Genomic DNA, 15,023 nt, shown 5'->3' on the forward strand with positions numbered 1-15,023 from the left:
TTTTTGGCATAACAATACCGTTATCAATAGTGAATGGTTCAGTTGGTTTTCTTTAAACAAACAACCCACTTCATGACCACCACAAAAAACACCGGCACAAACACCACCGCCAATGTCGCCGTGATCATCCCGCCGATCACTCCGGTACCAATGGCTTGCTGACTCGCCGAGCTGGCCCCGGTAGCAATCGCCAACGGCACCACCCCAAGAATGAACGCCAGCGATGTCATCACAATCGGCCGCAACCGCAGGCGCGCCGCTTGCAGCGTGGCATCGATCAGGTCATGACCTTCGTCATACAGGCTTTTGGCGAACTCGATGATCAGGATCGCGTTCTTCGCCGACAGGCCAATGATGGTGATCAGCCCGACCTTGAAGAACACGTCATTGGGCATCCCGCGCAGGGTCACAGCCAGGACCGCGCCGAGCACTCCCAGCGGCACCACCAGCAGCACCGAGGTTGGAATCGACCAGCTCTCGTACAGCGCCGCCAGGCACAGGAACACGATCAGCAGCGACAGCCCGAGCAGCATCGGCGCCTGACTGCCGGACAAGCGTTCCTGCAACGACAACCCGGTCCACTCCTGCCCCAACCCCGCCGGGCCTTGCGCCACCAGCCGTTCGATTTCCGCCATGGCTTCGCCAGTACTGTAACCGGGCGCCGGTTCACCGGAAATGCTGATGGCCGGGTAGCCGTTGTATCGGGTCAATTGCGCTGGGCCCTGGGTCCAGTTGGCCCGGACGAAGGCCGACAGCGGCACCATTTTTTCGGCGTTGTTGCGTACGTGAATCTTCAGCAGATCGGCGACCTGGCTGCGTTGATCGCCTTCAGCCTGGACCACCACTCGCTGCATTCGCCCCTGGTTGGGAAAGTCGTTGATGTAGGCCGAACCGACCGCCGTGGACAGCACATTGCCAATGTCGGCAAAGGATATGCCCAGGGCGTTGGCCTGTTTGCGGTCGACTTCCAGCTGAACCTGTGGCGCTTCGGCCAGGGCGCTTTCGCGCACATTCATCAGGATCGGGCTTTTCTCGGCGGCGGCGAGCAATTCGCTGCGCGCTTTCATCAGCGTGGCATGGCCGAGGCCGCCACGGTCCTGCAAGCGGAACTCGAAACCGCTGGAGGTGCCGAGACCGTCAACCGGCGGCGGCAGCACCGAGAAAGCCATGGCATCCTTAATCTGGCTCAGCGCGATGTTGGCGCGATCGGCGATGGAACTCGCCGAGTCGTAGCTGCCCCGATCCGACCAGTCCTTGAGCGTGGTGAACGCCAGCGCGGCGTTCTGCCCGCTACCGGAAAAACTGAAGCCGAGAATCACTGTGCTGTCGCCGACGCCCGGCTCGGTGGCGTTGTGCGCTTCGATTTGCTCGACCACCTGCACCGTGCGGTTCTTGCTCGCGCCGGGTGGCAGTTGAATGTCGGTGATGGTGTAACCCTGGTCTTCCACCGGCAGGAACGAGGAGGGCAGGCGACTGAAACACAGTCCCAGGCCGACCAGCAGCACGCCATAGATCAACAGGTAACGACCGGTGCGTTTCAACGCATAGGCGACCCAGCCCTGATAACGCTCGGTCAGTTGTTCGAAGCGCCGGTTGAACCAGCCAAAGAATCCGGCTTTTTCGTGATGCTCGCCTTTGGCAATCGGCTTCAACAGCGTCGCACACAACGCTGGGGTCAACGTCAGGGCGAGGAATGCCGAGAACAGGATCGACGTGGCCATGGACAGCGAGAACTGTTGGTAAATCACTCCGACCGAGCCCTGCATGAACGCCATCGGAATGAATACCGCCACCAGCACCAGGGTGATGCCGATGATCGCGCCGGTGATCTGCTTCATCGCCTTGCGCGTCGCGTCCTTGGGCGACAGGCCTTCGGTGGCCATGATCCGCTCGACGTTCTCCACCACCACAATTGCGTCGTCCACCAGAATGCCGATGGCCAGCACCATGCCGAACATGGTCAGCACGTTGATCGAGAAGCCCAGCGCGAGCATGGTCGCAAACGTGCCCATCAACGCCACCGGCACCACCAGCGTCGGGATCAGCGTGTAGCGGATGTTCTGCAGGAACAGGAACATCACCGCAAACACCAGCAGCATCGCCTCGCCGAGGGTGTAAACCACTTTGGTGATCGAGACTTTGACGAAGGGCGAGGTGTCGTACGGGATCTTGTATTCGACACCGGCCGGGAAATAGCGCGCCAGCTCGTCCATTTTCGCCCGCACCAGGGTCGCGGTGCTCAAGGCATTGGCGCCCGGCGACAGTTGCACGCTGACGGCGGTGGACGGTTTGCCGTTCAGGCGTGTGGAGAACTGATATTCCTGGCTGCCGATCTCGACCCGCGCGACATCACGGATGCGCACGGTGGAGCCGTCAGGATTGGCCTTGAGCACGATGTCGGCGAATTCTTCAGGCGTCGACAGCTGGCCTTTGACCAGAACGGTCGCGGTGATTTCCTGAGTGGTGCGGGTCGGCAAGTCGCCGATGCTGCCCGCGGAAACCTGAGCATTCTGCGCGACGATAGCGGCGTTGACGTCGGCCGGGGTCAGGTTGAAGCCGATCAGCTTCTGCGGGTCGATCCAGATCCGCATCGCCCGTTCGGCGCCGTACAACTGGGCCTTGCCGACGCCATCCAGACGCTTGATCTCGTTCATCACGTTGCGCGCCAGGTAATCGCTGAGCGCCACGTCATCGAGCTTGCCGTCGCTGGAGGTGAGGGTGATCAGCAACAGGAAACCGGCGGAGACTTTCTCCACCTGCAAACCTTGCTGGGTGACCGCCTGAGGCAGGCGCGACTCAACCGCTTTGAGGCGGTTTTGCACATCGACCTGGGCCATTTCCGGATTGGTGCCCGGCTGGAATGTCGCGGTGATGGTGGCGCTGCCGAGGCTGCTCTGGGATTCGAAGTACAGCAGATGGTCGGCACCGTTGAGTTCTCCCTCGATCAGGCTGACCACGCTTTCGTCCACGGTCTGCGCCGAAGCGCCGGGGTAGGTGGCGTAGATTTCGACTTTCGGCGGCGCAACGTTCGGGTATTGCGCCACGGGTAACTGCCCAATGGCCAACGCACCGGCCAGCAGGATGAACAAGGCAACCACCCAGGCGAACACCGGGCGATCGATAAAGAACTGCGGCATAAAAAGCGTCCTGCTTACTGACCAGAAACCTGGGCAAGTGGAAGAGGGGTGTTGTCGATCTGGACTTTTTCACCGGGGCGCGCGTGTTGCAGGCCTTCAGTGACGATGCGGTCGCCGGGCTTGAGGCCGCGGGTGACGATCCAGCGATCGTTCTGCACCGCGCCCAGCTCTACCGGTTGCTGGCCGACCCTCTGCTCGGCGTCGAGCAATAGCACTTGGGCAACGCCGGCGCTGTCACGCTGGATGGCCCGTTGCGGCACGCTGATGCCTTGCTGATTGAACGCTTGCTCCAGACGCACGCGAACGAAGCTGCCCGGCAGCAAGTCGAGGTCCGGGTTGGGGAACTCGCTGCGCAGAATGATCTGACCGGTGCCCGGGTCGACGGTGATGTCGGTGAACAACAACTTGCCGGGCAACGGATATAGGCTGCCGTCGTCCTGGATCAGCGTGGCTTTGGCCTGGCCTTGGCCCACTTCCTTCAGTTGGCCGGAACGGAAGGCCCGGCGCAGATCGTTGAGTTCACGGGTTGATTGGGTCAGGTCGGCGTGGATCGGGTTCAACTGCTGAATCAGCGCCAGCGGCGTGGTTTCGTTCTGGCCCACCAACGCACCTTCAGTCACCAGCGCGCGACCGATGCGCCCGGAAATCGGCGCGGTGACGGTGGCATAACCGAGGTTCAGTTTCGCCCGTTCCACCGCGGCTTTGTTGGCGGCGACATCGGCGGCGGTTTGCCGGGCGTTGGCGCGGGCATTGTCGTAATCCTGAGCGCTGATGGCGTTACCTTCGATCAACTGGGCGTAACGCTGCTCCTGCAATCTGGCCTGGAACGCGTTGGCTTCGGCCTTGCGCAGCGCGGCTTCGGCGCTGTCCAGGTCGGCCTTGAAGGGGGCCGGGTCGATACGGAACAGAACGTCGCCTTTATTCACGTCGCTGCCTTCGCGGAAGACCCGCTGCAACACCACGCCGGCAACCCGGGCACGCACTTCGGCAATCCGTGGCGCGGCAATCCGCCCGCTCAGTTCGCTGCTGATCGACAGCGGTCGGGCTTCGATGGTTTCGATGCGCACCGTGGCCAGCGGTGCCGATTCTTCGGCGGTCGAAGACTGGTCACAAGCGCTCAGCGTCAACGCCAGGGCAATCAGGCTGAGCGTGGCAAGCAGGTTCTTTGACATGGAAATACCCCAATAATGACTACCCGCATCCTACGGGGAGTCGATGAGGGTAGCGGTGAAGCTTTGTTGGTGCTGTGTGAAATTGTGTAAGGGTTTTGCTCGCGTATGCGTGAGGGCGTATATCCTTCGCAGCTTGAAACTTTTTGCGACGGTTATGCCGCCATCGCGGGCAAGCCCCGCCAGTCGCCACAGCATTTTCTGGAAACACCCATGCCCAACATCCTCCTGGTCGAAGACGACACCGCACTCTCGGAACTGATTGCCAGCTACCTGGAACGCAACGGTTATTCCGTCAGCGTGATCAGCCGCGGCGATCATGTACGCGAACGCGCGCGGGTCAGTCCGCCGGACCTGGTGATTCTCGATCTGATGCTGCCGGGGCTCGACGGCTTGCAGGTCTGCCGCCTGCTGCGGGCCGATTCGGCGACGTTGCCGATCCTGATGCTCACCGCCCGAGACGACAGCCACGATCAGGTGCTGGGCCTGGAAATGGGCGCCGACGACTACGTCACCAAACCTTGCGAGCCCCGTGTGTTGCTGGCTCGCGTACGCACGCTGTTGCGTCGCAGCAGCCTCAGCGAACCGCAGACCGCTAATGACCGCATTCTCATGGGCAACCTGTGCATCGACCTGTCCGAGCGCACCGTGACCTGGCGTGGGCAACTGGTCGAACTGTCCAGCGGCGAATACAACTTGCTGGTGGTGCTGGCCCGGCATGCCGGCGAAGTGCTGAGCCGCGACCAGATTCTGCAACGCCTGCGCGGTATCGAATTCAACGGCACCGATCGCTCGGTGGACGTGGCCATCTCCAAACTGCGACGCAAGTTCGACGACCACGCCGGCGAGGCGCGCAAGATCAAGACCGTGTGGGGCAAGGGCTACTTGTTCAGCCGCTCCGAGTGGGAATGCTGAACCATGTTCAGAATCCTGTTTCGTCTGTATCTGGTGACCATCGTTTCGTTCAGCGCGGCGATCTACCTGGTGCCGGACCTGGTGATCAAGGTCTTCCATGAGCGTTTTGTGACCTACAACCTCGATTACTCCCGAGGTTTGCAAACGCTGATCGTCAAACAGTTTCGTACGGTGCCTGTCGAGCAGTGGCCGGCGCTGGCGGCGGAGATGGACAAGGAGTTCCAGCCGCTGCACATCATTTTGGCCCGCAACGACGATGCCGAATTTACCCTGGATGAGCGCGAACGCTTGCAGCGCGGGGAGAACGTGGTACGCATCGGCGACTGGGGCTGGCGCACCCTGGCGGTGGCACCGCTGAACGAGCAGATGGTGGTGGAGATGGTCGTGCCACCGGACCCCACGGATGTCAGTTGGTTGTACTGGAGCATCAACGTGCTGATCGGTGCGACGATGCTGGCCTGCCTGTTGTTGTGGCTGCGCCCGCACTGGCGCGACCTGGAACGTCTCAAAAGCACCGCCGAGCGCTTCGGCAAGGGCCACCTGAGCGAACGCACGCAGATATCCCCCAGCTCCAACATTGGCAGCCTGGCCAACGTGTTCGACACCATGGCCGGCGACATTGAAAACCTGCTCAACCAGCAGCGCGACTTGCTCAACGCCGTGTCCCACGAATTGCGCACGCCGTTGACGCGGCTGGATTTCGGCCTCGCCCTGGCGCTGTCCGACGACTTGCCGGCCACCAGCCGCGAACGTCTGCAAGGCCTGGTCGCGCACATTCGCGAACTGGATGAGCTGGTGCTGGAATTACTGTCTTACAGCCGATTGCAAAATCCGGCTCGACTGCCGGAACAGGTCGAGGTGTCGCTGGATGAATTCATCGACAGTATTTTGGGCAGTGTCGATGAAGAACTTGAGTCACCGGAAATCGTCATTGATGTGCTGCTGCACGGTCAGCTCGAACGCTTCTCGCTGGACCCGCGATTGACCGCCCGGGCGATCCAGAACCTGCTGCGCAACGCCATGCGCTATTGCGAGAAACGGATTCAGATTGGTGTGCAGGTGTGCGCCAAAGGCTGTGAGATCTGGGTGGACGACGATGGCATTGGCATTCCCGATGAAGAGCGGGAGCGGATCTTTGAGCCGTTCTATCGGCTGGATCGCAGCCGGGATCGGGCCACAGGCGGGTTTGGCCTGGGGCTGGCGATCAGCCGCCGAGCGCTGGAAGCGCAGGACGGCACGCTCACCGCGCAAGCATCGCCGCTGGGTGGGGCGCGGTTCAGGCTTTGGTTGCCGACCCCGGCTTAACGCCTGTTTACGGGCTTTACTCGATCCAAATGTAGGAGCGGTGCAAGTAGTCATGCCGAGGGGCAGCCCCCCGCCGCAGGTTTTGAGCGTTCAGTCGAGCAGTTCGGTTGACTCAATCAACCCAACCCCCGCCACCTGCATCCGCTCAATCGCTGCCGCCAGCGACCCTTCCAGATCAATCGCCCGACAAGCATCCAGCACCACAAACGCATTGAACCCCGCCGCCCGCGCATCCAGCGCAGAAAACATCACGCAGAAATCCAGTGCCAGCCCGACCATGTAAACCGTGTCGATGCCGCGTTCTTTCAGATACCCGGCCAAACCGGTGGTCGTGGTTCGATCCGCCTCCAGAAACGCCGCATAACTGTCGATGTCCGGGTTACAGCCCTTGCGGATGATCAATTGGGCGTGGGGCAGGTCCAGCTCCGGGTGGAACTCGGCGCCGGGCGTGGCGCGCACACAATGCTCCGGCCACAGCGTCTGTTCACCGTATGGCAACTGAATCACGTCGTAAGGCTTGTGCCCAGGGTGGCTGGAAGCGAACGAGGCGTGGCCGGGCGGGTGCCAGTCCTGGGCAATGATGACCTGTTTGAACTGGCGACCCAGACGATTAATCAGGGGCACAATCAGGTCACCCTCCGGCACCGGCAATTGACCGCCGGGAATGAAGTCGTTTTGTACGTCGATGACCAGTAAGGCAGCGCGTGAAGAAATCGGCATGGGTAGGGTTCCTCCTTGGAAAGTCAGGCGCAAGCATAGTGACAACTGTGTTCACGCGCCAAGACGGTTTCTAACAGTTTCGGTGGTGCGGCCAATCGCGAGCAGGCCCGTCCAGACGCTGAAAATCCAGAAGTCAGTCCCGCATTTGGCCGAACCGCTGCCTTACTGCCGGCACGGATGCCTTGTTATAGTTCGGGCTTCATTTTCTGCCCGGTATAGGATTCCTGCCATGTCTCAATACACCGCCTTCAGCGTCGAACTGGCCGATAACATCGCCCATGTGCAGATCAACCGCCCGGAAAAGATCAATTCGATGAACGCCGCGTTCTGGAGCGAGATCATCGAGATTTTCCAGTGGATCGACGATACCGATGAAGTGCGGGTGGTGGTGCTCAGTGGCGCCGGCAAGCATTTTTCTTCCGGCATCGACCTGATGATGCTCGCCGGTGTGGCCAATGAGCTGGGCAAGGACGTCGGCCGCAATGCGCGCCTGCTGCGGCGCAAGATCCTGGCGCTGCAAGCGTCGTTCAACGCCGTCGACAACTGTCGCAAACCGGTGCTGGCGGCGGTCCAGGGTTATTGCCTGGGCGGCGCCATCGATCTGATTTCGGCCTGCGACATGCGTTACGCGGCTGAGGATGCGCAATTTTCCATCAAGGAAATCGATATCGGCATGGCGGCCGATGTTGGCACTTTGCAACGCTTGCCGCGGATCATCGGTGACGGCATGCTGCGTGAACTGGCTTACACTGGTCGCACCTTTGGCGCCGAAGAAGCGCGTAACATTGGCCTGGTCAATCGCGTCTACAGCGACACCGCCAGCCTGCTTGAAGGTGTGATGGGGATTGCCCGCGAAATCGCCGGCAAGTCGCCGATTGCCATCACCGGCACCAAAGAGATGATCAGCTACATGCGCGACCATCGCATCGACGACGGCCTCGAATACGTCGCCACGTGGAACGCCGCCATGCTGCAATCCACTGATTTGCGCGTGGCCATGGCTGCCCATATGAGCAAACAGAAACCCGAATTTCTGGATTGATTAAAAATGACTTCACGCTGGACCACCGCAGTACTGGACACCGATCAACCCGGCGGCTGGGCCGTGGCGCGCAGCCCCGAAGGCTTTTTGTTCGATGACAATGGCGCGCTGTTTCCACGGGAATGGCTCAAGCGGCAGGACTTGTCGATTCTTGCCGAGCACGGCATCGGTCACCTGGATGGCGAGCCGGTCTACCTGCTGGAGTTGCGCAGCCACAGCGACGTGCCGGGCTGTAACTGGAAAGGCCTGCGGGCGTTCATGCTCGAGGGCGATCACACCGTCTACAAGGTTCTGGGCTATGCCGCACAAATCGGCACCTGGGCTCGTGAGCACCGTTTTTGCGGTAACTGCGGGCAGGTAATGACCCAAATGCCGCGTGAGCGGGCGATGTACTGCGAACCGTGCGATATACGCCACTATCCGCGCATTTCACCGAGCATGATTGTGCTGGTGACCCGTGGCGACGAGGTTCTGCTGGCCCGTTCGCCACGTTTTGTCACCGGGGTCTACAGCACGTTGGCGGGGTTTGCCGAACCGGGTGAGTCGGCCGAAGATTGCCTGATTCGCGAGGTTCGCGAAGAGGTGCAGATCGAGGTCAAGAACATCCAGTACATGGGCAGTCAGTGCTGGCCGTTCCCGCATTCGATGATGCTCGGTTTTCATGCCGAGTACGCTGGCGGCGAGATTGTCTGTCAGGAAGACGAAATCGAAGACGCCCAGTGGTTCAACGTACACGACTTGCCGCCGTTGCCGGCGTCTCGCTCGATTGCCCGCTACCTCATCGACGTCTACGTGGCACGGCGTTTAGGCCATGCTGAACCAGTGCTGCCAGGCTAGGCGCACGGTCAGGCCCAGCACCACGGTGATGAACACCGGACGAATGAATTTCGCACCGCCGCTGATGGCGGTGCGCGCGCCGAAGAAGGCGCCGACCATCACCGACAGGCCCATGCTCAGGCCGATGATCCAGTCCACTTGCCCGGAAAAAATGAACACCGACAGCGCGGCAATGTTGCTGACGAAGTTCATGCTGCGCGCCACACCGCTGGCCTTGACCAGGTCGATGGGGTAGAGCAGCAAGCTGCTGACGGTCCAGAACGCCCCCGTTCCCGGGCCGGCCACGCCGTCATAGAAACCGAGGCTGAAGCCTTGGCTCGATTGCCACTTTTTCTTGATCGGTGCGTCGCTGTCCAGCGGCGCCTTCGGTGTGCCGCCAAACAACAGGTACAGGCCGCAGGCGAACACAATCACCGGCAGCATCTTGTTCAGCCATTGCGCCGGCAAGTAATGAGCGACGATGGCGCCGGTGAGTGCGCCGACCAGTGTGCCGACGATGGCGTGCAGCCATTGCCGTGGATGAAACAGCTTGCGCCGGTAGAAGGTGAAACTGGCGGTGCCCGAGCCGAAAGTGGAACTGAGTTTGTTGGTGCCCAGTACCAGATGCGGCGGCAGGCCGGCGGTCAGCAGTGCCGGGGTGGTCAACAGACCGCCACCGCCGGCGATGGCGTCGATGAAACCGGCAATGAAAGCGACGAGAGCCAGAACGGCCAGGGTAGTGAGGTCAACGCTGAGTTCGAAAGGCATGGAATGGGGCTTATTCGGCAGGGCGCAGAAGAGGGCTGCGGGAAAAGGCCGGTATCTTACTCATATCCAACTTCTGCGGCGACCTGAGCCGATCGTTCCCACGCTCCCGCGTGGGAATGCATCTTGTGACGCTCTGCGTCACGGCGGACGCGGAGCGTCCGTGGCGGCATTACCACGCAGGAGCGTGGGAACGATCGGTGAGGTGATGTTACAGACCCAGGTCAGACAACCCTGGGTGATCATCCGGCCGGCGACCCAGCGGCCAGCGGAACTTGCGCTCGCTTTCCTTGATCGGCAGGTCGTTGATGCAGGCGTAACGGTTGAACATCAGCCCGTTCTCGTCGAACTCCCAGTTCTCGTTGCCATAGGAACGGAACCAGTTGCCCGAGTCGTCGTGCCATTCGTAGGCGTAACGCACGGCGATGCGGTTGTCGCCATGGGCCCAGAGTTCCTTGATCAGTCGGTAGTCCAGTTCCTTGGCCCATTTGCGGGTCAGGAAAGCTTTGGCTTCTTCGCGGTTGTGGGCGAACTCGGCGCGGTTACGCCACTGGGTGTCCAGGGTGTAGGCAAGAGACACCCGTTCCGGGTCACGGGAGTTCCAGCCATCTTCGGCCAGGCGAACTTTTTCGATGGCCGATTCACGGGTAAACGGCGGCAATGGCGGACGAACTTCGGCAGTAGACATATTAAGTCTCCCTATCAAATTAACGTTCAAGCAAGTTGTCGGGCTTATTTAAAGTGTTACAGGTCCAATAACTTTCGCGCCATGCATTGCGCATTATCGGCGGCACTGTGATCACCCATCACAAGCGCTACGGTAATGGCACCGTCGATCAGGATCAGCAGCTGTCTGGCCAGCGTCTCCGGGTCTGTTGCGCCATATTCGGTACAGAGCTCGCGCACGTAGTCGAGCAGCTTCTGTTTGTGGTCTTTGGCGACCAGGCGAACCGGGTCTTGCGGGTCGCCGGTTTCGCCGCTGGTATTGATGAATGCGCAGCCGCGGAAGCCTTCGGAGGCGAACCAGGCCTTGAGCACGGTAAACAGGTTGAGCAGCCGCTCGGCCGGGTTTTGGGCCTTGCCGACTTCGCTCCGGTACCAGTGCATCCAGCGCTCATCGCGGCGTTGCAGGGCCGCGACGACAAGCTCCTCCTTGTTGGCGAAGTAGCGGTAAATACTTTTTCTGGAGACGCCGGCGGTTTTCACCAGAAGATCCATGCCGGTGGCAGCGATGCCACTTTTGTAGATCAACTTTTCGGTGACATCCAGAATGATGTCGCGTGTGTCGTTGCTAGTGATTTCGTTCATGTGGCTAACAGTAGAATGATCGTTCTCCTTGGTCAACTTTTTTTCAGTGATCGTTCCCACGCTCTGCGTGGGAATGCCGCCATGGACGCTCCGCGTCCAGCGTTAATGTGACGCAGAGCGTCACGAGATGCATTCCTTTGCTGCGCATGGGAACGATCGGTGCGGGGTCTTTACAGACAGTAACAAGACCCAAACCCATCCATGGTGTAAGCTCTCAGGCTCTTCGGATTCGACCCTTTGCGAGCCCTATGCCGTTGCTTTTCAAACGTTCTCTGCTGCCTAAATTGCGCAGTTTTCCGCTGACCGCCGATGCCGTCACCATCCTCTCTGGCGCTGCCGAGTTCCGTCGTTGCCTGCTGGAAAAAATCGCTCAGGCGACCCGGCGCATCTACATCGTTGCGCTGTACCTGCAACAGGATGAGGCCGGCCAGGAAATCCTCGATGCCCTGCACGCGGCCAAACTGGCGCGTCCGGAACTGGACGTGGTGGTGGTCGTGGACTGGCTGCGCGCCCAGCGCGGCTTGATCGGTGCCGGCAAGCAACCGGGCAACTCGGCCTGGTATCAGGAAACCACCCGCACCCACGAAAGCGAAGTGCCGGTGTACGGCGTGCCGGTGCAGACCCGCGAACTGTTCGGCGTGCTGCATTTGAAGGGCTTCGTGATCGACGATTGCGTGATCTACAGCGGCGCGAGCCTGAACAACGTTTACCTGCACAAATTCGACAAGTACCGCTTCGACCGTTATCACCTGCTGCAGAGTCAGGCGCTGGCCGATTCGATGCATCACCTGATCCAGCACGGTTTGATCACCTCCAAAGCGGTGCATCGCCTCGACCTGCCGAACCTGCCGACCACCCGCAGTCTGCGCCACGACATCGGCGACCTGCGCAGCCGTCTCAAGCACGCGGCGTACGACACCACGGCGGGCAGCACGGCAAAGGGCGGTTTATCGGTCAGTCCGTTGCTCGGTGTGGGCAAGAACAACCCGTTGAGTCGGGTGATCTGCGAGCTGATCGCCAGTGCGCAGCATCAGCTGACCATCTGCACGCCGTACTTCAACCTGCCGCTGGCGGTGACCCGGGAAATCAATCGGGCCCTGGCTCGCGGCGTGAAGATCGACATCATCGTCGGCGACAAGACCGCCAACGATTTCTACATCCCGCCCAGCGAGCCGTTCAAGGTGATCGCGGCGCTGCCATACCTCTACGAAATCAGCCTGCGACGTTTCGCCAAGCGTCATCAGCGCAACATCGACAGCGGCAAGCTGAACCTGCATCTGTGGAAGGATGGCGACAACACCTACCACCTCAAGGGTATGTGGATCGATCAGCGCTACACCTTGCTGACCGGCAACAACCTCAATCCACGGGCGTTCCGTCTCGATCTGGAAAATGCGTTGCTGATTGATGATCCGAAAGGCGAGTTGCTGGAGCCGCGTGGCAAGGAACTGGCAGAGATTTTCCAGCACACCCGCCGTATTGAGCGTTACCTGGATCTGCAAACGCTGCCGGATTACCCGGCGGGGGTGGCCAAGTTTCTCAAGCGTGTGAGTCGGGTGCGGATCGAGCGGTTGTTGTATCGGATTTTGTAGGGTTCAAAAGCAAAGATTGCAGCCTTCGGCAGCCCCGCGCCTGTGGGCGCCGCCGAAGGCTGCGATCTTTTCACAGACAACGCCGATATTCAGTTCAACCCCAACTTCCCCCGCAACATCGACAAGTCCTCAGCCAAGGTATTCACCGGCCCGACCAGCGCTTTGCGGTCGCTGTCCTTCACCTTGTCATACGTTTCAAAACCACCCCCTGTAGTTTTGTACTTGGCTAACGTCTTGTTCACCGTAGCGAAGTTCTTGTCGACTTTGGCCATGAATGCCGCGTCTTGCTTCTCGATCTGCGGACGGAACAGGTCGACGATTTTCTTCGCGCCGTCGATGTTGCCCTGGAAATCATAGAGGTCGGTGTGGCTGTAGCGATCTTCCTCGCCGGATATCTTGGTGGCGGCCACTTCTTCAAGCAGCGCAGCGGCGCCGCCGACGACTTTTTCCGGTGGGAAGGTCAGGCCGGCGACGCGGGTTTGCAGGTCTTTCACGTCTTTGTTCAAGCCGTCAGCCAGCGCGTCCAGACCCTGGGTGCTGTTCTCTGAAAACAATGAATACTCGATGCGATGGAAACCGGTGAAGTCTTCGGCCTTCACGCCTTTTTCGTGGTCGTCGACCCGCGAGTCGATGGACGCATCGAGGTCACTGAACAACTCGGCAATCGGTTCGATCGACTCGTAATAGACGCGGGTCGGTGCGTAGAGCTTTTTCGCGGTGGCCAGGTCGCCTTTTTTCACTGCATCGGTGAATTGCTGAGTGTGGCTGGCGAGTTCATCCAGTTGTTCGGTGACGTAGATCTTGTAGTCAGAGATCGGCCCCACCAACTCCAGTGGCGCCGTCGCCGCGAAAGCCGAAAACGGGGTGTTGAGCAAACCAAGGGTCAGCAGTAACGTGAGGGGCGACTTTTTCATGGGACGGTTCCGTGGAGTGGTAAGGGTCAGACTGAGGCTTTGGGTTGTGTGGCGTTGAGCAGCGAGCGGCCGATGAAGTCCTTGTCGCCGGTTACACCCGGCAGGGTGAAGAAGTACCCGCCGCCAACCGGTTTCAGGTATTCCTCCAACGGCTCGCCATTGAGTCGGGTCTGCACGGTGATGAAGCCTTTTTGCAAATCCGCCTGGTAACAGATGAACAGCAAACCCATGTCCAGCTGACCGTTCTTGTTCACGCCGTTGGAGTAGTTGAACGGTCGGCGCAGGATCAGGTTGGCCTGGGTTGCGGCGGTGCGCGGGTTGGCCAGGCGGATGTGGGCGTCGAGTTTGGTCAGCTTGCCTTCCGGGTCTTTGGCGTAATCCGGGACTTGGGTTTCATGCGCACCATCCATCGGTGCACCGGTGCTCTTGACCCGGCCGATAATGCTTTGCTGTTCTTGCAGCGGCGTGCGGTCCCAGCGTTCGACGAAGTTGCGGATGATCCGCACCGCCTGGTAGCTGCCGTTGACCGCCCAGGCCGGTTCGTCGCTGTCGAGCTGGACCCAGACGATGCGGTCCATGGCCTTGGCGTCGTTGGAGTCGGGGTTGGCCGAGCCGTCGCGAAAACCCAGAAAGTTGCGTGCGCTTTGCGCCGGCACACCGGGTTTCGTCGGGGCTTGCGCAGGCACGCTGCCTTCCTGTTTCCAGCGCACCAGCAACAGGTCCGGAAGGTTTTTCACGATGTCGCGCAGGGCGTGGATGTTGGTGTCGGCGGTGTTGGAGCAGAACTGCAGGCTAAGGTCGCCGTGGCAGCAGTCGGCCTCCAGTGCGTCGTTGGGGAAACCGACCATGCGGATCAGCCGCTTGGGCTTGGCGCCGGCCAGACCGAAGCGCTCGTCGAACAGCGACTCGCCCACCGATACGGTGATGGTCAGGTTGTCCGGCGTGACCACCGGGCCAAGAATCCCCGAATCCAGCGGCGGCAATTTGGGGTCGACCTGGGCCACCGGACCGCCTTGCATCAGGAACGCGATACGCTCGTTGAGCGTGCGAAACAGCCGTTCCAGGTCACCGCGGTCGCTGGCCAATACGTCGAACGACACCAGCATGCCGGATGTTGGGCGCGGGGTGACGATGCCGGTCTGGTGCGGGCCGTGGAAGGCGTGGCGGTCCTCGGTCTTGTCGCTGCTGGGTGCTTCGGTGACTTGCGCGGGGCTGGCGGCCATGGCCGGACAACTCAGGGCCGAACCGGCTATCGCCACACCGGCGGCTCCCATACCCATCAATACACGACGGCGTTGTGCTGAAAACTGTTCTGAGTCGTTCATCTGTCTGAGGTCTTC

Annotated in this window: 13 protein-coding genes; 5 read left to right on the forward strand and 8 right to left on the reverse strand. The window is 60.6% G+C overall.

Annotated features, from left to right (window positions below; translation table 11 throughout):
- Positions 1–38 precede the first annotated feature (38 nt).
- Together AC1D2Q_RS26110 and AC1D2Q_RS26115 are read right to left on the reverse strand one after the other, a co-directional pair.
- A complete protein-coding gene (locus tag AC1D2Q_RS26110) occupies positions 39–3,137 on the reverse strand; it encodes a multidrug efflux RND transporter permease subunit (protein ID WP_477815057.1) in 3,099 nt (1,032 codons plus the stop codon).
- 14 nt (positions 3,138–3,151) lie between these two features.
- On the reverse strand, positions 3,152–4,309 hold the full coding sequence (locus AC1D2Q_RS26115) for an efflux RND transporter periplasmic adaptor subunit (protein ID WP_477815058.1): 1,158 nt from the start codon (positions 4,307–4,309) through the stop codon (positions 3,152–3,154).
- A gap of 210 nt (positions 4,310–4,519) precedes the next feature.
- Here AC1D2Q_RS26115 and AC1D2Q_RS26120 point away from each other — a divergent pair, with 210 nt between their 5' ends.
- Positions 4,520–5,221, forward strand: coding sequence for a response regulator (locus tag AC1D2Q_RS26120; RefSeq protein WP_018929113.1), 702 nt, complete (start codon positions 4,520–4,522; stop codon positions 5,219–5,221).
- 3 nt (positions 5,222–5,224) lie between these two features.
- Positions 5,225–6,526, forward strand: a complete 1,302-nt coding sequence (locus tag AC1D2Q_RS26125) for an ATP-binding protein (RefSeq protein ID WP_477815059.1) — start codon at positions 5,225–5,227, stop codon at positions 6,524–6,526.
- Positions 6,527–6,616: 90 nt separating this feature from the next.
- On the opposite strand, the gene pncA is transcribed toward AC1D2Q_RS26125, so the two are convergent.
- The gene (pncA, locus tag AC1D2Q_RS26130) at positions 6,617–7,246 is read right to left on the reverse strand and encodes a bifunctional nicotinamidase/pyrazinamidase (protein WP_477815060.1); all 630 of its coding nucleotides are present in this window, start codon (positions 7,244–7,246) and stop codon (positions 6,617–6,619) included.
- A 229-nt stretch (positions 7,247–7,475) separates the two neighbouring features.
- On the opposite strand from pncA, the gene AC1D2Q_RS26135 reads away from it, so the two are divergent.
- Positions 7,476–8,288, forward strand: a complete 813-nt coding sequence (locus tag AC1D2Q_RS26135; RefSeq protein ID WP_477815061.1) for a crotonase/enoyl-CoA hydratase family protein — start codon at positions 7,476–7,478, stop codon at positions 8,286–8,288.
- Between the two features lie 6 nt (positions 8,289–8,294).
- On the forward strand, positions 8,295–9,125 hold the full coding sequence (gene nudC / locus AC1D2Q_RS26140) for an NAD(+) diphosphatase (protein WP_477815062.1): 831 nt from the start codon (positions 8,295–8,297) through the stop codon (positions 9,123–9,125).
- On the opposite strand, the gene AC1D2Q_RS26145 is transcribed toward nudC, so the two are convergent.
- From AC1D2Q_RS26145 to AC1D2Q_RS26155, 3 genes are all read right to left on the reverse strand, one after another.
- A complete protein-coding gene (locus AC1D2Q_RS26145; protein WP_477815063.1) occupies positions 9,093–9,872 on the reverse strand; it encodes a TSUP family transporter in 780 nt (259 codons plus the stop codon). The two genes, nudC and AC1D2Q_RS26145, sit on opposite strands and share 33 nt — an antisense overlap.
- A 208-nt stretch (positions 9,873–10,080) precedes the next feature.
- Positions 10,081–10,557: a nuclear transport factor 2 family protein gene (locus AC1D2Q_RS26150; RefSeq protein WP_305481039.1), complete on the reverse strand. Its 477-nt coding sequence runs from the start codon at positions 10,555–10,557 to the stop codon at positions 10,081–10,083.
- 56 nt (positions 10,558–10,613) lie between these two features.
- A complete protein-coding gene (locus AC1D2Q_RS26155; protein WP_305408976.1) occupies positions 10,614–11,177 on the reverse strand; it encodes a TetR/AcrR family transcriptional regulator in 564 nt (187 codons plus the stop codon).
- A gap of 248 nt (positions 11,178–11,425) precedes the next feature.
- Here AC1D2Q_RS26155 and pssA point away from each other — a divergent pair, with 248 nt between their 5' ends.
- Entirely contained in the window at positions 11,426–12,769 is a 1,344-nt protein-coding gene (pssA, locus tag AC1D2Q_RS26160) for a CDP-diacylglycerol--serine O-phosphatidyltransferase (protein ID WP_477815064.1), read from the forward strand.
- 89 nt (positions 12,770–12,858) lie between these two features.
- On the opposite strand, the gene efeO is transcribed toward pssA, so the two are convergent.
- Both efeO and efeB read right to left on the reverse strand, forming a co-directional pair.
- Positions 12,859–13,683, reverse strand: a complete 825-nt coding sequence (gene efeO / locus AC1D2Q_RS26165) for an iron uptake system protein EfeO (protein ID WP_477815065.1) — start codon at positions 13,681–13,683, stop codon at positions 12,859–12,861.
- A gap of 26 nt (positions 13,684–13,709) precedes the next feature.
- Positions 13,710–15,008, reverse strand: a complete 1,299-nt coding sequence (gene efeB / locus AC1D2Q_RS26170; protein WP_477815066.1) for an iron uptake transporter deferrochelatase/peroxidase subunit — start codon at positions 15,006–15,008, stop codon at positions 13,710–13,712.
- Positions 15,009–15,023 lie beyond the last annotated feature (15 nt).

The sequence above is a fragment of the Pseudomonas sp. P1_A1 genome, from assembly GCF_056406935.1.